The sequence below is a fragment of the Leptospira kirschneri serovar Cynopteri str. 3522 CT genome, assembly GCF_000243695.2.
Lineage (GTDB): Bacteria > Spirochaetota > Leptospiria > Leptospirales > Leptospiraceae > Leptospira > Leptospira kirschneri.
In genome coordinates this window covers 326086-348669 of the sequence record NZ_AHMN02000013.1, presented here as the reverse complement: position 1 = coordinate 348669, position 22584 = coordinate 326086, and the positions used below count along the sequence as shown (strand labels likewise).

General features: G+C 36.0%; 16 protein-coding genes and 1 tRNA gene. 10 read left to right on the top strand and 7 right to left on the bottom strand.

The features are described from left to right. Positions 1-53 precede the first annotated feature (53 nt). Positions 54-968: an ABC transporter ATP-binding protein gene (locus tag LEP1GSC049_RS210190; RefSeq protein ID WP_004761397.1), complete on the bottom strand. Its 915-nt coding sequence runs from the start codon at positions 966-968 to the stop codon at positions 54-56. Positions 969-1177: 209 nt separating this feature from the next. Between LEP1GSC049_RS210190 and sixA the strand changes: the two genes are divergently transcribed. The 6 genes from sixA to LEP1GSC049_RS210220 all read left to right on the top strand — a co-directional run bounded on the left by sixA (position 1178) and on the right by LEP1GSC049_RS210220 (position 11443). Continuing rightward, entirely contained in the window at positions 1178-1660 is a 483-nt protein-coding gene (gene sixA, locus LEP1GSC049_RS210195; protein WP_004751373.1) for a phosphohistidine phosphatase SixA, read from the top strand. Between the two features lie 150 nt (positions 1661-1810). After that, positions 1811-1882 (top strand) — tRNA-Pro (locus LEP1GSC049_RS210200). 876 nt (positions 1883-2758) lie between these two features. Then, complete coding sequence (locus tag LEP1GSC049_RS210205) at positions 2759-5926, top strand: efflux RND transporter permease subunit (protein WP_016561036.1); 3168 nt, start codon at positions 2759-2761, stop codon at positions 5924-5926. Between the two features lie 200 nt (positions 5927-6126). Next, positions 6127-7773: a TolC family protein gene (locus tag LEP1GSC049_RS210210; protein ID WP_370602227.1), complete on the top strand. Its 1647-nt coding sequence runs from the start codon at positions 6127-6129 to the stop codon at positions 7771-7773. Between the two features lie 70 nt (positions 7774-7843). Beyond that, positions 7844-9604, top strand: coding sequence for an acyl-CoA dehydrogenase family protein (locus LEP1GSC049_RS210215; protein WP_004751603.1), 1761 nt, complete (start codon positions 7844-7846; stop codon positions 9602-9604). An 855-nt stretch (positions 9605-10459) separates the two neighbouring features. Beyond that, on the top strand, positions 10460-11443 hold the full coding sequence (locus LEP1GSC049_RS210220) for a sensor domain-containing diguanylate cyclase (RefSeq protein ID WP_004751562.1): 984 nt from the start codon (positions 10460-10462) through the stop codon (positions 11441-11443). Positions 11444-11635: 192 nt separating this feature from the next. Here LEP1GSC049_RS210220 and murB read toward each other — a convergent pair whose 3' ends face one another. Beyond that, positions 11636-12592, bottom strand: coding sequence for a UDP-N-acetylmuramate dehydrogenase (murB, locus tag LEP1GSC049_RS210225; RefSeq protein WP_004751430.1), 957 nt, complete (start codon positions 12590-12592; stop codon positions 11636-11638). Between the two features lie 95 nt (positions 12593-12687). On the opposite strand from murB, the gene LEP1GSC049_RS2000000228960 reads away from it, so the two are divergent. Both LEP1GSC049_RS2000000228960 and LEP1GSC049_RS210230 read left to right on the top strand, forming a co-directional pair. Then, a complete protein-coding gene (locus LEP1GSC049_RS2000000228960) occupies positions 12688-12813 on the top strand; it encodes a hypothetical protein (protein WP_000465702.1) in 126 nt (41 codons plus the stop codon). A 781-nt stretch (positions 12814-13594) separates the two neighbouring features. After that, entirely contained in the window at positions 13595-13852 is a 258-nt protein-coding gene (locus LEP1GSC049_RS210230) for a hypothetical protein (RefSeq protein WP_004751615.1), read from the top strand. Positions 13853-14239: 387 nt separating this feature from the next. Here the strand turns inward: LEP1GSC049_RS210230 and LEP1GSC049_RS210235 are convergent, their stop codons facing one another. From LEP1GSC049_RS210235 to LEP1GSC049_RS210255, 5 genes are all read right to left on the bottom strand, one after another. Next, entirely contained in the window at positions 14240-14935 is a 696-nt protein-coding gene (locus tag LEP1GSC049_RS210235) for a phosphopantothenoylcysteine decarboxylase (protein ID WP_016561046.1), read from the bottom strand. A 16-nt stretch (positions 14936-14951) separates the two neighbouring features. After that, a complete protein-coding gene (locus tag LEP1GSC049_RS210240; RefSeq protein ID WP_004751571.1) occupies positions 14952-15491 on the bottom strand; it encodes a phosphopantothenoylcysteine decarboxylase in 540 nt (179 codons plus the stop codon). Between the two features lie 15 nt (positions 15492-15506). Then, entirely contained in the window at positions 15507-16841 is a 1335-nt protein-coding gene (locus LEP1GSC049_RS210245; RefSeq protein ID WP_004751397.1) for a hemolysin family protein, read from the bottom strand. A gap of 222 nt (positions 16842-17063) precedes the next feature. Next, complete coding sequence (locus tag LEP1GSC049_RS210250) at positions 17064-19640, bottom strand: tetratricopeptide repeat protein (RefSeq protein WP_004783436.1); 2577 nt, start codon at positions 19638-19640, stop codon at positions 17064-17066. A 6-nt stretch (positions 19641-19646) separates the two neighbouring features. Then, entirely contained in the window at positions 19647-20654 is a 1008-nt protein-coding gene (locus tag LEP1GSC049_RS210255) for an NAD(P)H-dependent glycerol-3-phosphate dehydrogenase (RefSeq protein ID WP_016561047.1), read from the bottom strand. Between the two features lie 128 nt (positions 20655-20782). Here LEP1GSC049_RS210255 and LEP1GSC049_RS210260 point away from each other — a divergent pair, with 128 nt between their 5' ends. Next, positions 20783-21469, top strand: coding sequence for a hypothetical protein (locus LEP1GSC049_RS210260; RefSeq protein WP_004751439.1), 687 nt, complete (start codon positions 20783-20785; stop codon positions 21467-21469). A 112-nt stretch (positions 21470-21581) separates the two neighbouring features. After that, the gene (locus LEP1GSC049_RS210265) at positions 21582-22583 is read left to right on the top strand and encodes a metallophosphoesterase family protein (RefSeq protein WP_004751418.1); all 1002 of its coding nucleotides are present in this window, start codon (positions 21582-21584) and stop codon (positions 22581-22583) included. The last annotated feature ends 1 nt before the right edge of the window (position 22584 follow it).

Sequence of the window (22584 nt, the reverse complement as noted above, 5' to 3'; positions counted from 1 at the left end):
TTAAAAATGCGATTGAAAAAACTTTCGGAATCTGATCTTGAATCCAAGAAAAGTTATTCATCGTTTCCTCCAGTTACTCTTAAGAAAACCTCTTCAAGAGATTCAGTAGTTCTTTCATATTTAAAAATGTTTGCTCCTAAGGCAACAAGTTCAGCGGGAATTTTTCTCAGATCAATCCCATCCATGGGAAGAAACTCGATTTGATTCTCCTTAATTTTTTGCTCCGATGAAATTTTACGAATGTAAGAGTCTAACTCAGGCGTAATAAATTCCAATTTGATAAGAATTCTATTTTTTCCTTCCTTCAAGGATTCCAAAGGGCCAATCGCGGCAAGGGTTCCTAAATTAAGAATCCCAATTTCGTGACAAACTTTTTCCACTTCCAAAAGTCTATGAGAATTTAATAATACTGTTGTACCCTTTGTTCGATTCTCTTCTACAAGAGTTTCCCGAAAATCGATATAACCTTTCGGATCCAAACCGGAACCGGGTTCATCTAAAATCAAAAGTTCGGGATCATTGATCAAAGCAGATGCAAGTCCTAATCTTTGTAACATCCCTTTGGAATAACCGGAAATTTTTTTAGAAGCCGCGTCCGCAATGCCAGTTTTTTCCAGAAGGCTCTTAGACTTATCCCGAATCGAAGCGCTTTTCATTCCAGCTAACTTTCCGCTGAAGGTTAAAAATTCTTCTCCCGTTAAAAATCCTGGAATAGAAATTTTTTCGGGAAGATAACCTATTTTTTTTCTCAATCGAGTAGAAAACGGAAGTCCAAATAAACGAAAGTTACCTTCGGTTTGTTTGGAAAATCCCATTAAGATTCGAACCAAACTCGTTTTTCCCGCACCGTTTGGACCAAGAAGACCAAAAACGGAACCTTTAGGAACTTGAAAGGAGACGCCCTTAAGAGCCTTTTGTTCCTTGTATTTTTTTTGAATCGAATCGATTTCAATTGCAAATTCAGACATGCACATTTCCTTGGAATTAAAGCCTTCTCTAAAATCGTCTCAAAAAATCCGTATTCTTTATAAGAAATTTGGATCCGTAATGCGAAATTTTTACGTACAATTTTAGAGACAATCGGAAGAACATAATTTTATTGGACCCTGTTTAGGTTTCAATTTAAGAAGGCTCAATGATTTTTCAGGAATCATTCTCTGTCAATTCTCTATAAGACATGAAGATTATAATTGCAAGACATGGAGAAGCGGAAACAACTTCTCTGGACGGAACGGATCGCTCAAGGCAACTCACAACCAAAGGAGAAGCGGACGTGCGAAAGATGGGGAATTTTTTTAAAACCGGTTTCAAAATCACAAAGATCTATCATAGTCCTTACGAAAGAACAAAAAACACCGCAAAAATTTATACGGACATTCTTCAACCCGAACAAGAAACAGAGTCATTGAATTATTTAGAAGCAGGTCAAGATATGTCTCGGGTTTGTCCGATGATTCGAGAATATTCTAACTCTGATACAATTCTTTTAGTAGGACATAGCCCGGACGTTTCCATATTTGCAGAAAAACTTTTAGGAATCAGTGGAGTTGGAAAAAGTTTTCTTTTTTCTCCAGGTTCCGCACTTGCAATCAATGTTCCTAGAGAAAAGTTCCACGACGGTCAAATCATTTGGTTTGTTTGTCCGGATTTTCTTTGTTAATTTTTTTCTAATTCAAAAACTATAGTCTGAAACTATTTTTCTAAATGGAAATTGATTTCGAAATTCATAGGAATCGATTCCATAAGAATCTATTCTTTTTTAAGTTTACAGAAGAGGCTTTTGGGAAATTCTTACTGTTATAGAAAGAATCGGGGTGTAGCGCAGTGGTAGCGCACTTCTCTGGGGGGGAAGGGGTCGCTGGTTCGAATCCAGTCACTCCGAGATTCAAAATCCTATTATTCATCAAAATTTTTTGACAAACGCCAGTCTTAAAATCATCTGCAAACATATCCACCAAAACACTTTCGTTCCTTAAATCGATTTAGAAAAATAAAATATACTATTTTTTTAATTTATTTCTATGTTTACAGAGTTTTCACTTTGGTAAAACTTCAAAAAATCCAAAACAAATAATTAGAGTTGTTGAAAAATTCCATAGTTCAGTTTAACAAAACCACTTCAATCGACCGTTTTCATAAAACAGAAACAAATGAAGTATTCATTTTTCAAAAACTTTATTACTGATAACCAATCTGTAGAACACTCAATACTTTTCATTCAAACAGAGTTCGGAATAGAAATTTACAGCGCGTCTCAAATCCTAATTCATTTTATCAGAAAGATTAAGCTGCAGTAACTTTCGCAGAACGCTCTCTACCATAACTTTATCCACAAGTTGGATAGGATTTTAGAATCAAAATTGAACTTAACAGAATGCTCTCTAAACTCAAATCTCGCTCCCGACGGGTCGCAAGATAGAACGTTCTCTCAAACTAAAGCAGTCTCGCTTCTATAATTAAATTGAAACTAAAGAAGAAATATTGCATTACGTTTCTTTTATGCAATTTATTGACTGGAACTGAAAGCGCGGTCCGGATGCGCCCAAACTTTTATTACGCTGAAATTACGTTTTTGAAGTATAAAAACCTGGGTCCTTTATTATATATTCTTTCTTTGTATCTTAATTTTGAATAAACGATTTCATAATTAACGAACTTCCAATTAAAAAATTTGGATCCAGAAGATAAAAATTAGGTCGAATTAATACTTAAGGTTCATTTCAATCTTCGTTCCTATTGAATCTAAAGAGGTTTTTATTTGCTTTCCGCAGTTTCTATACGCAATCCGATTTTCTCTTGGATGATGATGGCAGCGATCATTCTTTTTGGATCGATTGGTTTTTCCAGAATGGGCGTTTCCCAAATGCCAGACGTCGACTTTCCAGTTGTAAACGTTTCCCTCACCCTCACCGGAGCCAATGCACAGGTAATGGAAACAGACGTCGTAGATCCAATCGAAGAAGTTCTTATGACGGTTGAAGGTGTCACCGAAGTCAGATCGATTTCCTCAGACGGTTCCGCCGCGGTCACTGTGGAATTAGAACTGAGTCGAAACGTAGACGTCGCCGTTCAAGAAATTCAAACAAAACTCGCCCAAGTCTCCAATAAACTTCCGGAAGAAATGGACCCTCCTGTTATTACTAAATCCAATCCGGATGATACCCCAATCATCTGGGTTTCTCTCACCGCAGTCGATAAATCCGAAAAAGAAAAAATGTTATTCGTAAAGGATTTTCTTAAAGATAAATTTCAGAAAATTCCAGGTGTGGGTGAAATCATTTTAGGCGGTTACGTCGATAGAACCATCAATGTTTATTTAGATCCTACCCAACTTTCCAGAAACGAAATCGCGGTAGACGACATCGTAAACACTTTAAAAGAACAGAATTTAGAAGTTCCTTCCGGAAGATTAGAAAATAGAACAAACGAAATCAGTCTTCGTGCAGTTGGCGAAGTTCCCACCGCGGAACAATTCGGAAATATATTCTTAAATTCAAGAAGCGGTTCTCCCCTTTTTAGATCAATTCGTTTAAAAGACATTTCGATCGTAGAAGATGGGTTAGGCGAAGTTCGCAGAATCTCTAGATTTAACGGTATTTCTGCGGTTGCAATCGGTATCAAAAAGCTCAAAGGAGCAAACGCGGTTCAAGTAGGTGATCTTGTCAAAAACAAAGTCAAAGAATTAAAACCGAAACTCCCCAAAGGTTACGACCTTACCGTTTCTAACGACAACACAGGTTATATCCGAGACAGCGTAAATGAACTAGAATTTACTCTGATCTTTTCCGCTATCCTTACCGGTTTTGTTTGTAGATTGTTTTTAGGAAACTGGAAAAGTACCGGAAACGTTCTTCTCGCAATTCCTACTTCTGTAATTGGAACTTTTTTGTTTTTATACTTTGCCGGTTTTACGATTAACACATTTACTATGTTAGGTTTATCACTGGCAACCGGAATCGTTGTAGATGATGCGATTATGGTTCTAGAAAATATTACCAGACATAGAGAAATGAAAAAATCCTGGTTTCAAGCCGCCCTGGAAGGAGCAACTGAAATCCGATTTGCCGCTCTTGCGGCAACGTTAGCCGTCGTTGCCATCTTTCTTCCCGTCGCTTTTATGAAAGGAATCATAGGAAGATATTTTTTAGAATTCGGCGTTACAATTTCAGTTTCAGTTCTTCTTTCCCTTTTTGAAGCTCTCAGTTTTACTCCCATGCGCGCTTCCTTGTATGCGGAGGATAAAAAAAAGAACGATAAAAAATCTATCTTTTCTGCAAATGCTTACGAAGTTTGGAATCGATGGATTTCAAAAATTTCTATTTTTAAAAAGATGGATCCTATCATGGAACGTTTTTTAGATTACAGTATCTTTCTTTATGAACGTTCTATCGACTTCGTATTAAAATTTCCCCGCTGGATCGTGTTTGGTTCCACCGTCTTGTTTATTGGATCTCTTGGATTTTTTTTCCTCTTAAAGAAAGAATTTATTCCTCCTCAAGACATGGGACGTTTTATTGTTCGAGCTAGACTTCCTTTAGGCTCTTCTTTACAAAGAACGGACGAAACCATGAAAAAAGTAGAACAATATCTCATTCAAAGAAAAGAAATAGAAAAGTATATCTCTAACGTAGGTGGTTTTGGAGGAACGGAAGCAAATACCGGAATGTTTTTTATTACGATGAAAGAAATGGGACACAGACCTAAAAATCCTAAAACAGGAAGAGAAGTCACCCAAGCCGCCTTATTTAGTATATTAAGAAAAGATTTAAAAGAATTGGTTCCGGAAGCTACGTTTTCCGTGCAAGATCTTTCTCAAAGAGGATTTTCCGCAGGAAGGGGTTATCCCATCGAACTCGTGTTAACTGGTCCTGACTGGAACACGTTATCCTCACTTTCTGTAAAAATTTTAGATAAACTCAAAGAAAGTAAAATTCTACTGGACGTAGATACAGACTACGTAGCGGGACAAAAAGAACTTAGACTTGTAACGAACCGAGAAGCCGCCGCCCTTAGAGGTGTAAGCATGGCTAACGTTGGAAATACGGTCGGAACGTTGATGGGAGGAAAAAACGTAAGTCGTTTTACAGAAAACGGCCGAAGTTACGACGTTAGAGTCAAAATTCAAAGGGAAAAGGGAGAAAGCATCTCGGTAATTCCGAACATTGGAGTTAGAAACACATTTGGAGAATTTGTAAAATTAAAAGAAGTCATAAATATCCAAGAAAAAGAAGCACTTAAAACGATCACTCGGATCAATCGAGAAAGGGCGATCCGAGTATTTGGAAACCCCGCCCCTACTTTGGGTCAAAACGTTTCTACGGAAAAAGCATTAGAGATTGCTAAAGAAATTCTTCCGGAGGGATATTCGGTCGCCATGACCGGTTCGGCAAAAACTGCAAAAGAATCCGGTAACAGTCTAACTCTTGCTTTATTATTCGGAATTCTACTTTCTTATATGATCCTTGCGAGTCAATTTAACAGTTTAAAACAACCTCTTTACATTTTACTTGCAATGCCTTTTAGCTTTACAGGTGCGTTAGTCGCACTTTATGTGTTTGGACAATCTTTTAACATGTATAGTTTTATTGGACTCATTCTTCTTTTAGGATTAGTAAAAAAGAATTCTATCCTTCTTGTGGAGTTTGTGAATCACGTTCGTTCTACTGGAAAAAATATTCAAGAATCAATCCGAGAAGGTTGTCCTATCCGTTTAAGACCTGTGTTGATGACTTCTTTTAGTTCTATCGCCGCGGCAATTCCGCCTGCGTTGGCGCTTGGACCGGGAGCAGAAACTAGAATTCCGATGGCGGTAACCATACTAGGTGGTATGACACTTTCAACCTTGATTACACTTTTAGTAGTTCCCGCCGCGTACTATTTAGGAGAAAAGGAGGTAAAAACTCGACCCAAGACCAGTAAAATATAAGTTTAAAGTAGATCCAATTGAACAATTAGATGTTACTTAGAATTATATAATCAAGTACCCGATTGTTTACATTTCAATAATGTGAAATTCTAAGTAAGAAAGATTATACCGAAAACGAATTAGTCACAAGATTTATGGGTGCTCAATTTTATAGGAATCCGTAAAGAGATTTATAAACTTTGGATAGTGTTAAAAATTGTATGAGTTTCCACATCTTTAGGCATTTGGAAAACTCACAATTAATCGAATCAAATAGAACGAACCGTAAAACTAAAAATATGCACGTATTTTCAAAAGATACATTAAAAAATAATTATAAACTTATATTCCATGACAAGAATTCCTTATCATTCCTAAAGTATAAAACATCTTATAAAAATAAGTTGGATACAGAAAAAAATTTCAAATTCCAAAACGTTTTTTTTACATTCGTTTCCTTTTTTATATTCGTATTTGCAATCGGATGTACGGACGATTCCGGAATTCGAACAGGAGACGGAATTGTTGAACCGAGGTTAGAAGAGGTAACCGGGGTAACTACCGCAAAGATCAAAAGTATATTACCCGAACAGGAATTAACTATAGACGAACTATACGCTTTCGCGGTGGAAAGAACGGAAAGAATCGCCCTTAGAGAAGAAGCGATCCAACAGGCAGATGCTCAAAAAGCTGCTGCGTTCGCTTCCTTTTTTCCTTCTTTATCTTTAGTGTATAATAAATTCTATAGAATTCCGGGACCCAACTCCCACTTTAATCCTTTTTATACGGAACCAAATCCTCTTACCGGAAGCTCTTCTACAAGCAGCCTTCCTCCTACGGTTGGTCCTGGAACGAGATTACTTTTAAGCATTCCCATCTTAAACGGAATAAATCAATATACTACTTATAAAGCCGCTGGTGCCCTAACTAACGTGAGACTGAATGAAGCCCGTTACGAATCTGGGCGACTCTATCTAGAAATTGCACAAGCATATTATAATGTTCTACAATTAAAGGAAATCATTCTTTTGGAGGAAAAAAAGACCGATTTGGTTCGCAAAACAATCCAAGAAAGAAGAAGACTTTTTTCCTTGGGAAAAATTACAAGAGCGGACTTAAGCGGAGCCGAAGCGGATTTTTCCAGATCCGAAGCATATTTAGAAGATTTTAAGTATCAGTTAAAGCAGGCGGAAATGGCACTGGAAAGTCTTATAGGAGCCGGAGAAGGTGGTTTACGATTGGCAATTCCTAAAGAAGTAATCTCCATTCCTCAAAACCTATTACCCGAAGAAAGAATCGCAAAACGATACGACGTAATCGCTGCAAAAGAAAACTTAAAGGCGGCGGAATTCAATTTGAAAAAAGCCTGGGGTGGGCATTTACCTTCGGTTACATTAAATAATTATTATACAATTCCAGAACACAATACAACTCCAAATAAAGACATTACGATGCAACTATCTATCAACGTGCCTCTATTATCCGCCGGAACCATCACGGCAGGAGTTAAACAGGCAGAATCTGCATTGAGACAAGCAGAATTACAATTGTCTCAAACAAAAAGGATCGCAACCGATGAAATTCGAAAAGCATATGAAAGTTCCTTAAACTCCGCTCGTTTATTATCCCTATATTCAAAAGCACGCAATTCCGCAGAATCCAATCTAAGTTCTCAAAGAAGAGGTTTCAGTTTTAAAACAGTTTCCCGTCTTGAACTTTTAGTATCTGAAACTTCTTTTTTAGATTCTGAAATTGCCTATCGAAAGGCATATTATCAACATTCTTTGAATACGATTTGGTATTCAGTTGCAATTGGCGAATTGCCAAAATTAAAAAAATTGAAAGAAGAGGATAAGACCGCAAATTAGTTTTCTTTGATGCTTGACATCTCTTCTCGATACTCTTAATTATTGGGCATAATTGAGAGGTACGAACTCCATGATTATCAGCAATTACTTTCAAGACAATGAAGATCTAAAACTCGTTTTTAACCGGTTAATCGATTGGGAAGAAATCATCCATGCATACGAACATAAATTCGAAGACGCAGAAGAATATAAAAAAACAGGCAATGAAAGATTAGCCTATGCACCTTCCAACGTGGAAGAAGCTAAAGAATATTATAAATCCGTTTTAGAGTCCTTAGGTGAAATTATGGGTGAATTTGTAGCCCCTCGCAGTAAGGAAATGGATCGGATTGGACTTAAATATGAAAACGGAAAAGTGACTTTTCCAAAAGCACAAGAAGAATGTTATAACACACTCCGAGACGCCGGTTTGATGCCAATTTCAATCAGTAGAAAATACGGCGGCATGGGATTACCAGCAACAGTTCAATCTTTTATGATGGAAGTTGCCGCAAGGGCAGACGCCGCTTTTTGTCTTTCCTACGGAAATATAAACATTGTAGAAATCATGGAAAGATACGCTTCTTCCGAAATGTGCGAAAAATGGATTCCGGAAATTTCCGCAGGAAAATACAGCGCGGCAATGGCACTTACAGAACCAAACTATGGATCCGATCTTCCTAATGTTCAAACAAGAGCTTCTCAAGACGCAAACGGAATTTGGAGAATCAACGGAGCCAAACGTTTTATTACACACGCTTGTGGTTATATCAATGCACCGTCCATAATTCTTACGTTAGCGAGAACAGGATCGCCCGAAAGTGGTGCGAGGGGTTTATCTTTTTTTCTAGTAAAAGGAAACGACGTACATATCGCGGGTGTGGAGCATAAATTAGGGCTTCATTGTTCTCCTACTTGTGAAGTAGTTTTTGATAATTCTCCGGGAGAATTGATCGGCAAAACCGGATATGGACTTGTAAAATATTCGATGGGAATGATGAACGCGGCCAGGCTTACAATCGCAACTCAATCTTTGGGAATTGCAACCGCCGCTTATTACGAAGCTAAAAAATATGCTTCTGAAAGAATTCAGTTTGGAAAACCGATCGAACAAATTCCCGCAGTGAAAAAAATTTTAGATCGTATGGAAAGAGAAATTTTAGCGACCAGAGTTCTAATCGCTGAAACCGGAAAGGCGATCGATCTTTATCACTGGCCAAAAGAACATCTTATTAAAATAGAAGGTAAATCAGAAAAAGAAATAAGTCAGGATGAATCCATTCGTCGTTGGGAAAAACTTGCAGACCTTTTTACTCCGTTGAGTAAATACTACGCTTCCGAAGGATGTGTTGCAATTGCATCGGACGCATTACAAATCCATGGTGGAAGTGGTTACACTGAAGACTACGACGTGGCTCGAATTTATAGAGATAGTAGAATTACTACAATCTACGAAGGAACGACTCAATTACAAATTGTCGCCGCAATTGGAGGTGTCGTATCTGGAATGTCTCCAACCGGACAACTCAGACAATATTCGGAAGCAGAACTTTCCAAATTTTCTGCCTCGGAAGATCTTAAAAAAGTTTGGAAAGATTTAGATTCAAGCGTAGTATTTTACAAATCCATTCATGACGGAAACGTAAAAGATTCTTTAGCGTTCGAGGTTGTAGAAATAGCGGCTCGTTTTTTATGCGGACTTCTTTTGGAAAAGTCCTTGAAAGTGTTAAATGGAAAAGAACTCGAAAGACGAATATCAATTTCTCAAACCTATAACTTGGATAGTATAGCTATCACTAGCGCCAATTTGATCAAACTGGAAAGAGCTTCCAAACAGGCAATTCCCGTCTAACACAAAATAAACTCCTAGACAAATCCTCGCTCAATCGTTTGGATTTGTCTTTGTATTAATTTGAATATAATAAAATTATTAACTAGTATGAGTTCCTATACTTTTAGAATTTATTTGTAAATTCGTGGCTTGTCGTAGTTCCCACATTTTAGGATTTATTTCAGCATTTATGACACTTTATTGTATAGGGTAGAGTTTGTCCCAAAACCGTTCAATGTGAGAACTACTACGAAAATTGAATAAGATTGGAACTGCTTAAAAGTTCGCAAATTGCCAGATACAGATACAACCTAATTTGTAGGAACTACTGCATTTTATTAAAAATTTCTAAGAGATTATCGCGTAAAATTCTTTGAGGTTTTAGGACAAGCTCTTATTCATAACTATATAATAGAGTTGTTGAAAAACTCCATAGTTCAGTTTAACAAAACTATTTCAATTGCTCGTTTCCATGGAATAGAAACAGATGGAGAATTCATTTTTCAACAACTCTAATAAAGTACCGAATATTTTACATAGAATCAACGTTTTGTGATAGAATTAACGGTACTCAATTTTATAGAGATCAGTAGTAACGCGAGTTCAATACAATCTAAATTTCTAAGTAATGAATAACGTTTATTCTATTCCAATACAACGTTTAGTTTCAAAAATTGTCCCTGAAAAAAAAAAACTTATACCAAGCGCTACATAATAAAATATCCCAAATTCTAAGTTACATGGGAGACTTGTTTAAAAATTTATGGTGTGTATTTTATAAAATCAACACTAGAATAAAATCATAGTTTTCTTGGAAATATCTTGATAAATAACGCTTCAAACTCTTAATAAAATAAAAAAGAGTAAAAAATACCAATGACCTTAAAAGACTCAAAACCGGAATTAATTAAGTTATATTCTTCCCTTGGAAAAATTATTACCTCTTCGTTAGAGCAGCAAGAAGTACTAAGTGCAGTAATGGAAGAAGTCCGTTTATTTTTTAGTCCTAAAAATTGGAGTTTGATGCGTTACGATGAAAGTTCGGAAGAATTATTTTTTCTAATAGCGGAAGGAATACAATTCAATCATATTAGAAATATTCGATTAAAGTCGGGAGAAGGAATTGCCGGTTCAGTTGTTCAGACAAAATCCCCAATCTTTGTAGAGAACGTAAAAAACGATCCTAGGTTTTCCAAAAAAGTCGACGAAAGAACAGGATTCGAGACAAAAACGATCATAGCAGTCCCAATGATATTCAGAGGAGAAGTCCACGGGGTTATCGAATTAGTAAATCGTTTTAACGGATCCTCTTTTTCTCCTGAAGATTTAGTCATTCTTCAAACGATAGCAGATTTTACTGCAATCTCCTTAGCACATTCAGATCAATATGAAAAAACAAAAATACTTGCATTTCGAGACTCATTGACTGGAGCGTTTAACCGCAATAAGCTGAATCATCTTAAAGAAAAATGGTCCGGTAGGACAATAGAAAACCATATTGCGTTAGTCTCCCTTTTAGACTTAAACGATTTTAAAATGATCAACGACACTTACGGCCATAAAACGGGAGATCAAGTGCTCTGTTATTTTGCGGATATTCTTCGTTACGTAATTCGTGGAACGGATAAAATATTCAGAATTGGAGGAGATGAATTTTTAGTTTTAGTACAACATGAAAATCAGGAAAAAATACTCCAAACCCAAAACCGATTTAGGGAAACAATGTCCGTCCTTCTAAAAAAATGTGAGGAAAACGATCCTCCTTTTAATTTTACTTGGGGAATGTCGATCGGTTCTATTCAAAAACTTGATGAGTTGATACACGAAGCAGATCTATCGATGTATGCTTCTAAAGAATGACCATTCTCTATGACTTGCAAACAACATACAGCGTCTAATTTTAGAGGTTTTATAAGTACATTATAAATTACTTATAAATACAAAAAAATCCATACGAATGCAGCTCTTAGATTATTTTTTGTATAAAAACCTATAACATGGATAGGCATAAGATTCATTTTTAAACGTATTTGTAATAAACTTAGAAAAAAATCAAGGGATGTCTCCAAAAAATTCGATTTCTCGGTTTAAAAGAATTCCGGACGTTTGATGAACCTTATCTACAACTAGATCAACCAGATAGTGTACATCGGAAGCGGTAGCAGTTCCTAAATTGACTATAAAATTACAATGTTCGGAAGAAATCTGAGCGCCACCTTTGATCCGACCTCTCAAACCAGCTTGATCGATCAATTCCCAAGCTTTGATTTCTTTTCCATCTTCACGAAAGATTTTTGGATTTTTAAAAACAGAACCGGCACTTTTTTTATTTTCAGGCTGAGAAGAATTTCTTCTATCTCTTTTATCTTTTAAAGAAGATTCGATCTCTTCTAAGTTTCCTTCTTTGAGAAAAATTTTAATACCTAAAATGATAGAATCTTTTTGATTTAAGAACTCGGTAAACCGATAACCGTATTTGATTTCAGACGGTTTACGAACAAACACTTCTCCGTTTCTCAAAAATTCGACAGATTCAATCAAATCGAAAAGTTCTCCGCCGTAACAACCTGCATTTTGGATCACTGCTCCACCGGTCCAACCTGGAATCGTACTTAAAAACTCAACTCCGGTATAACCTAATTGTGAAATTTGACGAAATGTAGGAGTGGTATTGGTCGCGGCCCCAATTTGAAACTTTCCATCACCTAAAGATGCAAATTCCTTAAATTTACCGGACAAACGTAAAGTAACAAAATTATCAGGATGATCCGAAATTAAAAGATTAGAACCTCCTCCTAAAATTTTCCAAGGAATATCAAATTTAGAAAAAATGCGCAAAGCTTCCGAAACTTGAGAAGAAATTTCGGGTTCAACAATCACAGGGCAAACACCGCCGATTTTGAAGGAAGACAACACTCCCAATCTAACTTCCGAGCGAAAAGGTATGTTAGAAGATTCTAAGGTATGTTTAAAATCCCGAAGTTGGGATTCAGAAAGAACAGGAGACATATGAATAAAGAATGAACTTCCCCAATTCTCTACCACAAAAAAAAGAACTCAAGGAAAATCTGAAATCGGATCGATCTTAAAGAAAGAGGTGATTTATGTTTTTTCTATTATTAGAATCCATTTATCTCGATTTTGCATCCGGAAGAACCGACTGGGAAACTTATTGCGAATCCGTAATTCTACTCGCCCAGGACCAAGAAAAACTGGCAGGATTTGTATAGAAAAATCAAAAAGAAAACCGAATAAAGTGGCGCATGTTCGGATATGGTCTCTTTAAATTTTAAATCACCGACCACCAAACCTCTCTAAGGAAGTTGAAGCACAACGATCGACAAACAGGTTGTGCCTCAACTTTAGTTAATAAATTTCAAAAAAGATAAATCAGAAGTTTATTAACTAAAACATAAAATCATAACGAAGTTAGTGAGCCACCAACTCAATCTTTTACAAAAATATTTTAGTAAAGTATAATAAAACAAATTTCTAAAATAGAATTCGTATAAACTAAAAAATATTTTTTTCAAACGTTAAAGTAAAATCTGATACCATAAACCTTGTTTTGAGATAGACTTTTAAATTGTCGCAATTTATTCTGAAATTCTTATGTATAAAACTTTAAAAACGTGAGTTCTACATAAGAGAAAATAGAAAAATTTTTCTAAAAGTGAATTTCAAAGTTTGATCGTAAAATCTAGATTTGTGAGAGTTCCCACAGATTAAGTCACATTATGAATTTTTAAATATTCGTTTTTCACGATTGGAATTCGTATGAGTTCCTACATTTTCAAAATTTAATTGTAAAAAATAGATGTTGTGATAGTTCCACATTTTATTTTTATTGAAAGATTAGGTTTTATAAAATAGAGTTATTGAAAAATTAATTCTCCATCTGTTTCTATTTTATGCAAATCGGCAATTGAAGCAGTTAATCGCCACTATGGAATTTTTCAACAACTCTAATAAATTTCAACCATCGAACTCACCTTAAAAGTGAGGAATTAATTGAATCGTTTATCTCTAAAAGAACTGGAAGAAATCAAGAGACGTTGGGAAGCTTCGACTCCCGGACCGTGGAAATCATTCATTGAAGGTAGAGATCATACTTCAGGTTCCGATTTCATTCGAACATCAAAAAACGATATAGAACTTTCTGGAGCATCACTTGCAGATCAGGATTTTATTGCAAACGCAAAACAAGATATACCTCGTTTAATTGCGGAAATAGAATTTCTATGGAAAATTATGCCTAATATTGAATAAATACTTTAATCAAACCTATATTAGAGTATTATTATAAATGAACTTAATTGAAAATCCTTTAAAAAAAATTCACCTAATCAAGGGCCTGTCCCAAAACTTAAAGATTACTGATGAAGAATCACTGGAAAGTTAACAAATACCCATATAAAACGGTTTCCATAGGAGTTCTAACATTTATTAGAAATTTCTAAAAAGCTATCGCTTATATCTTTTGAGGTCTCGGGATAAGTTTTAACGTGAGTTCGCGTAAGAAATCGAGGCGAATCCGGCTTGCCACAGGCAGCCGGACCGGGCTCTCAGCTCTGGTTAATAAATTGTATGCAAAAAACGCTATATAATAATCTTCTTTAGTTTCAATTTATTAACCTCGCATCGATCCCTTTCGCGTTACAACAAATTCACTTTCACGAAAGGTTTAGAAGTTTCTATTTTTAAAAACTCTACGATCTTATCGGAAACTACTTCCTTAGAAAAAGGACCAATTTGAGCGACTTTCCCAAAAGTGGAATAAATAAACACGGTCGTATCTACTTCGCCAAAACCTTTTTCATTTTTACCCACGTAGTTACCTACAATATAATCTAAATTTTTACTTTTCAGTTTATTTTGAGCGTACTCTTCTAAAAAATCCGTTTCAGCGGCAAACCCTACTAAACAACAACCAGAAATTTTTTCCTCTGTAATTTTAGAACTTACAGTTTTTAAGATGTCCGGATTTTTAACGAGTTCCAGTAGAAAGGTTTCATTTTCTTCTTCTTTTTTAATTTTAGATTCATTACTTTTAGATGGACGGAAGTCAACAGGAGCCGCCGCCATAATTAGGATCGTATCCGTCTGAATTTCTGCAAGAACCGCGTTGCAAAGATCGGATGTAGTTTCCACAGAAATACTTTTAGAACCCTTAGGATTTTTATAATTTTCTAATACTTGACCGTGTATATAAACAACTTCGGAAATCCATTTAGAAACGGCTTCGGCGATATGAAAACCCATCTTACCAGAAGAAGCGTTCGAAATATACCTCACAGGATCGATCCATTCAATGGTCGGTCCAGACGTAATGATCGCTTTAGAAAATCGCATCTTAATTTCTCTGAATCTAAGATCTCTGATATAAATCCAAAATTAACTTTTGTATTAGAGAGATTTCGGCTAACTTTCCATATCCTTCGTCTCCGCAGACAACCACTCCCTCGGAAGGGTCCGCAAGAATCACACCGTCTTCGATCAATCGTTTTAAGTTTCTTTGAACTGAAGGATGAGCATACATAAAAGGATTCATAGCAGGTGCAACGACCACAGGACAATTCGCTGCTAGATAAGTCGAGGTGACAAGATCATCCGCAATCCCGTTTGCCATTTTACCGATGATGTTTGCGGTAGCGGGAACAACGGCCATTACTGACGCGGAGTTTTTAGCATCTATATGAGCCATACCTTGCTCGTATTCATTTACGCGTACTTTTTTGTTAGTCAATGCTTCGAACGTAATGGATCCGATAAACTGAGTCGCGTTCGCCGTCATAATTACACTTACTGGATAACCTTCCTTAGTAAGATTTCTTACAAGTTCACAGGCCTTGTATGCGGCGATACTTCCCGAAACGGCAACGAGTATTTCTTTTTTAAGATTAGGCATAAACGTTTCCGATTCTCATTTTTTAGACTGAGCTCGATTGTTTAAACTAACTCTTGTAAAACGAACCAAAAGAATCTTATTACCTTCCATCTTCTCAACGGTAAGAGTTCCGGTTTGAAGAGAAATCGTAGAACCTTCTTCTGGCATATCTTCTAAACGACCTAAAATAAAACCTGCAATTGTACGAATATCTTTGATCTCTTCTTCTTGAACTCCTACAAGAATTTCTTTTAGATCGTCTAACTCCGCTTCGCCGTCAATGGTAAAACTATCCGAATGTTGAGTAGGAAATGGATCCGTCTCGTGATCATCCGTTTCATCTCGGATCTGTCCGAAAATTTCCTCGATAATATCTTCTAAAGTAAGAAGACCGGCAACTCCACCGTATTCGTCTATAACGATCGCCATGTGTTGTTTGTTTTCTCTGAGTTTTTGCATCACCTTTTCGATCGAAAGACCTTCGGGAACAAAAATCGGAGGTTGCATAATGGCGGTTACCTTCTCTTTTCTACCTTTTTTAGAATTAGACAACCAAGTAAGATAAGTCTGAACATGAATGATTCCGATAATTTTATCCGTACTACCTTCATAAATTGGGTATCTGGAAAAATGGTGTTCCGCAATAATAGAAATTAAAGAATCCATAGAAGTATCATGCGGAATTCCTATGATACTCAAACGATGAGTCATCACATCCTTTGCCTGATGTTCCGAAAACTGAAACGTATTTTGAATGATCTGAAATTCTTCCTGATCGATCTTACCTTGTTTATTTTGCTCTTCAATGATGATCATCAATTCTTCAGGAGAATGCATCATTCTGCTTTTATTTGCTTCAATTCCAATCAACTTCAAAAGAAAAGAAGTCATTTCGTTTAAGAAAAAAGTAATCGGATAAAATAGATAATAAAAGAAGAATAAAGGAATACTAATAAAAAGAGCAACCGGTTCCGTATTCTGAATCGCTACTGTTTTAGGAAGTAGTTCTCCTAAAAGTATATGCAGAAAAGTGATAATCGTAAACGAAATGGTAATCGCCAAACCGTGAATAGTCGCTTCATTTGCAGAATATCCAAACATTTCCAAAAGAAAAATTAGCCATCTGGAAACGTATCCTTCTCCCACCCAACCTAACAAAAGACTGGCGATGGTAATTCCTACCTGACATACGGATAACATGTCGTTAAGTTTTTGAGCCGCGCGTTTAGTAACAAATGCAAGAGGTTTATTTTCTTTGATCAATTCCTCTAAACGAGAAGGACGAATCGAAACCAACGCAAACTCGGCGGAAACGAAAAATCCGTTGGCAAATATAAGTAAAATGATTATAAAAAAACCGATTAATTCCATTGTAGGAGAATAGGGATCCAATTGGATCTAAGAATGTATGGGTTTAGGACGGCCTTTGAGTTTAGAAAACGGAAATTTAATATCGTTGGAATGTAGAACTGACTACCTTCGGGGTCCATGACTTACTGGAAGATAGAGTCTTTGAATTGGCAAAAAATGTCGATCGTTTAAAAGAAAAAAACATTAGATTTTATAGAACTAACGTTTTGAAAAAACGACCTTTTATTCGATATGTTTTCGAATTCTAATTCCCCTAAACGACGTTTCCGGTTCGTTTGTTTCTTGAGAAATTTTTTCCATAAGTTTTATGTCCGATTCTGAATTTAAGTTCAAGGACGGAATGTAATACATTCTATAAACCCCTGCATGGATCCAAAAAGAAACCCAATCTAAAAAGTCTTCGGATCTTCCTTTCCAACCGTTACCACTCAAAGAGTCTCTCGTAAAGATCAGTCTCTGAGGAGTATTTCTAAAGTCGTAACGCCTATGTAATCTTGAAAAACGAATCTGTTCTTCTCCACAACTCCAAGAATATTCGTTTAAGTTTGAAACCGAATGATCCGCAACTTTTAAATTCCAAATCATCGTAGAACGATTTCCAATTAACAGTTTATTTCCTTCAAAATATGTGAAGGCAACTTTTTCAAAATTGGTATTGGAAAGATTATCTGCATGATTACAGTCACAAACGTAAATACGTTCCGATTTAAAGTTATCGTTCTTTTTGCTGAACTTAGTAAAAAATCTAAAATCGATTTCTGGAAATTCTTTCTTAAGATAATCAAAAGATTCCATTCCAGAAACGTTTAGATAAATTTGAACATTATCTTTTTTATACAAAGACTCAATCAAAGATTTTAATACGACTTGAACGGTAAAAGAAGAAGCGGACTCAGAAGGAATCTCTTTCAGTTCTATCTCCTGAGAATTACCCTGTTTCCAAAAGACATAAGTTCTTTTATCCCTTACAAAAACGCTCAACACTGGAGTATGAGATTTTTTGATTTCTTGATTCCGGAATGGATCAGATTCTTCTAAGAGTCGCATAACCTCTGTTTGGCGAATTTCCGATCGAACCGAAGTCAAATGTTCCTTAGGTCCCGGATAAAATCCTCTAAAAGAAGAAATTCTTCGACTTGTATCAATGATAGAAATGAGAGCGTTCGGATTTCCCATCGTTTCTTTCTGTTCTAAACGGGATAAAAATCCCAAAAGTTCCATCGTATGTCCGTGAGCCGCATAATATTGGATCGCTGCATCCGTAAATTCTCGAACTCCGTAAACTATTGGAAGATAATTTTTCAATTGAAGAAGCATATCGTCTGGTCTTCTAAGAATCATGATCGAGACGGCTTGATCCAAAGCGCCTTTAACCGTTTTTAAGGATTTAGATTCTTTATGAGAATAAAACAAACCTGCAAGTCGAATCCATTCTTCCGTATAAATTGGATCTGTAGTTCTTAAAATTCCGTATGCTTTTGTAAATTCTATGATCGCTTTTCTAAGATCGTTCTTTTTATAATGGATAAATCCGTTTAACAAAGTAGAGGCGTATTCTACCCTTTTCCATCCCTTACTTTGCGCTAAAAAAGTGATTTCGGTCGCCATCTTTCCCGCTACTTCAGGTTCATCGTTCATCAAAATCTGTACGATTCTAAGACGTGTAAATAAATCGTCTTCGGTCAAATTTTTAGGAGTAGAAACGGACTTGAGTGCGTCTACCGCCTTAAAGGAACTTTTAGATCTCCAGATCGCCATCGAGATCATATCCCTAGCGCTGTTGATTGAAATCGGTTCTCCTAAAAACGGATTTAAAATCGTGGAAGACCATTCTAAAAAATCCAAGTTCAAATAGTAATCCAGAGATTTCTTATATTCTTGATTGAGATATGCAATGGTGCCTAACTTTAGATAAAGATTATTTTTATAAGAAGTTCTTATATCCGGATGATACTTAAGAATGTAATCCAATACTTTTTCAGCAGAAACTAGATCTCCTCCGATTAAATAATAATAAGCGAGTTTTTCATAAGAATATCCTATAATTCTACCGCTTAAATTTTCGGAGATGATTAAAATTTTCTGAAAATGAACCGCTTCTCTGGAAAGTCCTAGCTCCGCGAGCTGATCAGCGATGTTATAGATCATATTACTTAAAAAAGGAATGTATTTCAGTTCCGGATCTTCTAAAAACGGTGCCAGAGTCCTGTTTAAATTTAGATATTCTCTTTCGTGGGATTTTGCTTTTGGAGAAAAATCAGAAAGATATTTTTTTAGACGTAGGGTTTTACAAAGAGAATAATATACAACTTTTCTGGAACATTTTAGATTTTCCGGATTTTTTTTTTCAAATACAGAAAGATCAAATCCTTCCGCTAATTCCTTGAGATAAGAAGAACTTTCGTTCTTCGAAAATTGAATCAGCAGATTGCGGGAAGATTCCTTAGAATTAAAATTCAATTCTTTGAATATTCTTAAAAAAATTCCGCCTAACACAAGTTCACTTTCCGCATTCTCCGTCAGTTTCAACAAAGATTCGTATCGACGTACATCTTTATTGAGAATAAAATATTCTCCCGCAAAAAAAAGATAATCTGCTTTTTCCAAAAGTGTTAGATTTTCAGGAAAGGATTTAATTTCGTCTTTAGATTGAAATACAGTTCTTCCATTTAAATTGAAGGAAAAACCTTCCGAACTTTTGGCCCATCCAAATTCCTGTTTGGTTTGAGCCGAAATCGAACCAAAAGATACAAGACCCAAAACCAGATAAAGATGAAATTTAAAGGAAAGAAGCTTCAAGGTAGATCAGACTGAAACGCCTTCTCTTTTAAGATCGCGCTTCATAAGGTCTTTCACAACTTCTCTCGGATTCTTACCTTCGTAAAGCATTTTATAAACCTCGTTCGTAATCGCCATTTCGATTCCCAACTTCTGTGATAACTCATACGCGCTTTGAGTAGTCTTTACTCCTTCAGCAACTTCGTTCATACTGGAAAGAATTTGTTCTAAGGTTTCTCCCTTACCCAATCTAAATCCTACGGTACGATTTCTAGATTGTTCTCCACAACAAGTCAAAATCAAATCTCCCATTCCGGAAGGTCCTAAAAAAGTCATTGGGTCCGCGCCCAACTTCAAACCTATTTTTGTAATTTCATTTAGACCTCTTGTAATCAAAGCAGCTCTTGTATTTTGTCCAAAACCTAACCCATCACTTACACCCGCAGCCAAAGCGATCACGTTCTTCAAAGAACCTCCTACTTCTACTCCGATTACGTCCGGAGTCCAATACGTTCGAAAATACAAAAAACTGAATATTTCCTGAACCTTACGCGCGGTCGTTTCGTTTTTAGAAGCGATACTTACAATCGTCGGTACTTTTTGGATGATCTCTTTTGCAAAAGAAGGTCCAGATAAATACGAAAGATAAGAATGATATTTTTCGGGAAGTTCCGATTCAAAAATTTCAGAAACAAGACGTAACGTTCCGTTTTCAATTCCCTTACTCGCGGAAACGATAGGAACTTTTTCCGGCAAATATTCTTTGATCTCTCTTAAAATTTCAGTCAACGCATGAGAAGGTGGAGAAGATACGATCATATCTTTTCCTTGAATTACATTTCTTAAATCCTTACTTGCTGTAAGTTTTTCCGGTAGAATAAAATTAGGAAGATGTTTGTTGTTGATATGATTGCAATTGATACTTTCAACTTGAGAATCGCTTCTACACCAGAGAGTAACTTCATAACCTTTATCTGCAAGAAGACTTCCCAACGCGGTTCCAAAACTTCCCGATCCGATCACTCCAATTTTCATGTAAACTCCTCATGTAAGGTTGAAGTCGAAAAAATTTTTCTACCAAACAATTTCGAAACAACCATTCCCAACTTGGAATTAATAATTTAGTTTACTCTTCTTTACCCGCAAACTATTTTTGATCTCCCATGCTCGATTTGAGGAAACTCATCTTCAATCCGTTCGATTTTTTTACTGGACATTCTTTTGAAAAAGAGAACCAAAAGAGCAATTATAAGATCACAGTTAAACTTCATTCTCTAAATAAAATTTTGAAGAAAAAAATTTCTGAATCGGACGATCCTCTGGAATCTCTCGAATTTGATTCTGAAAACGGAGTTCTGATTTTAACCGGACATTTTTCGATCCAAGGTTTATTCTGGTCCCGATTTTTAAAAACCGAATTTGTAGATTACAACGTTAGGCTCATTCCAGTTAAAGTGATCCAAAATCAGGTTCGTTTTCAAATTCATTCCTTTCGTTTGTTCAGTCACACTCTTAGAAAGTTGGACCCAATCCGTATTTTTTCTAAAATATTCCAATTTCATAGGAGATTGATTTTAGAAACAATCGTTGAGGAAATTCCAGAAATCCTTCGTCTAACAGGGATTCGAAATGTTATCACTGTAAATATAGATTATTTTCTTTCTGAAATTCCGGATCTCGCCGGTAAAATCACTATTCAAAAAGTAATTCCGGAAAAAGGAAACGTATTCTTATTCGTAAGATCAGGAACCATTTTAAAACCTCTTTTAGATTTTTTTGGTCCAGAATACATCCGAATCGAACCCATTTCAGAAAATCAAGACTCACTTCTACTTCTTTGGAGAGACTAATTTTTAGAAAGGTTGGACATTCCATAACCTATTTCTAAATTGAGTTTATAGCTTTCTTTTTCATTATAAAATTGTAGTATAAAAGAGACGGCGATATTCCGAATCGATTCCAATGAAGATCATCTACTTGACCGATATTCACGACGGCTTAAGAGGCTTAAAGGAAATTCTACAACAAACCACAGCAGACTTATATCTATTCTCCGGAGATATTATTTATAAGGCTTTCTTTAGTACAGATCGTATTATAGAATTCTGTACGATCCAAGAAGAAATGTATCGTATCTCTCAAGATCAAAAAGAAGAGATCAACGCTTATGACTATGCTACAAGAGCTATCCGTTTTCCCGAAAAATACAGTCCTGATATAGTAGAAAAATCTAAAGAATACAGAAGCCTATTTCATCAAGCCGCCAAAACGATGAAGGAAAAATATGAACTCATCGAAATCATTATACAAAAATATTCCAGAGCTCCGGTAAGAGTTCTTCCAGGCAACTATGATATAGATCTTCAATACAGTGCTTTGTATGAAAGGGACATTCATAGAAAAACTTTTGAACAAGACGGTTATAAATTTGCAGGTTATGGTGGCGCTCCGATTCTTACTTCCGGAATTCCGGAAAAATTGGCGGTTAAGTTTCACGAATACAACCGTAATGGTAAAAGTTATAGTGAGCCGGAAGATTTTTTTAAAGAAGAACAACCAGATATAGTAGTCATTCATAATCCTCCTTATGGATTTTTAGATAAGATTCCGAATTATGGAAACGTAGGTTCTCAAGGAATTAGAAGATACTTAGATGAATACAATCCTTCTCTTGTTGTTTCAGGACACGTTCACGAAGACCAAGGTATTATTAAAAAAGGGAAAACCGTTTTTTTAAATCCTTCCAACTTCGGCGCCGTAGATTCCGTTTTTGGTTTTCAACCGGGCGGATTTTTCTCAGAAATATTTTTAGAAAATGGGCTTGTAGAAACCGTAAAATTGAATAGACTGGTGGACCACAAAATTCGCCTCTTAATGGAAGTAGATTGTAAGGGTAACTTCCCTTCGGTTACGTTTGTAAATCAAGATTCGGAGGTGTCCGCGGAAGATTTTGTGAGAGTCTGAC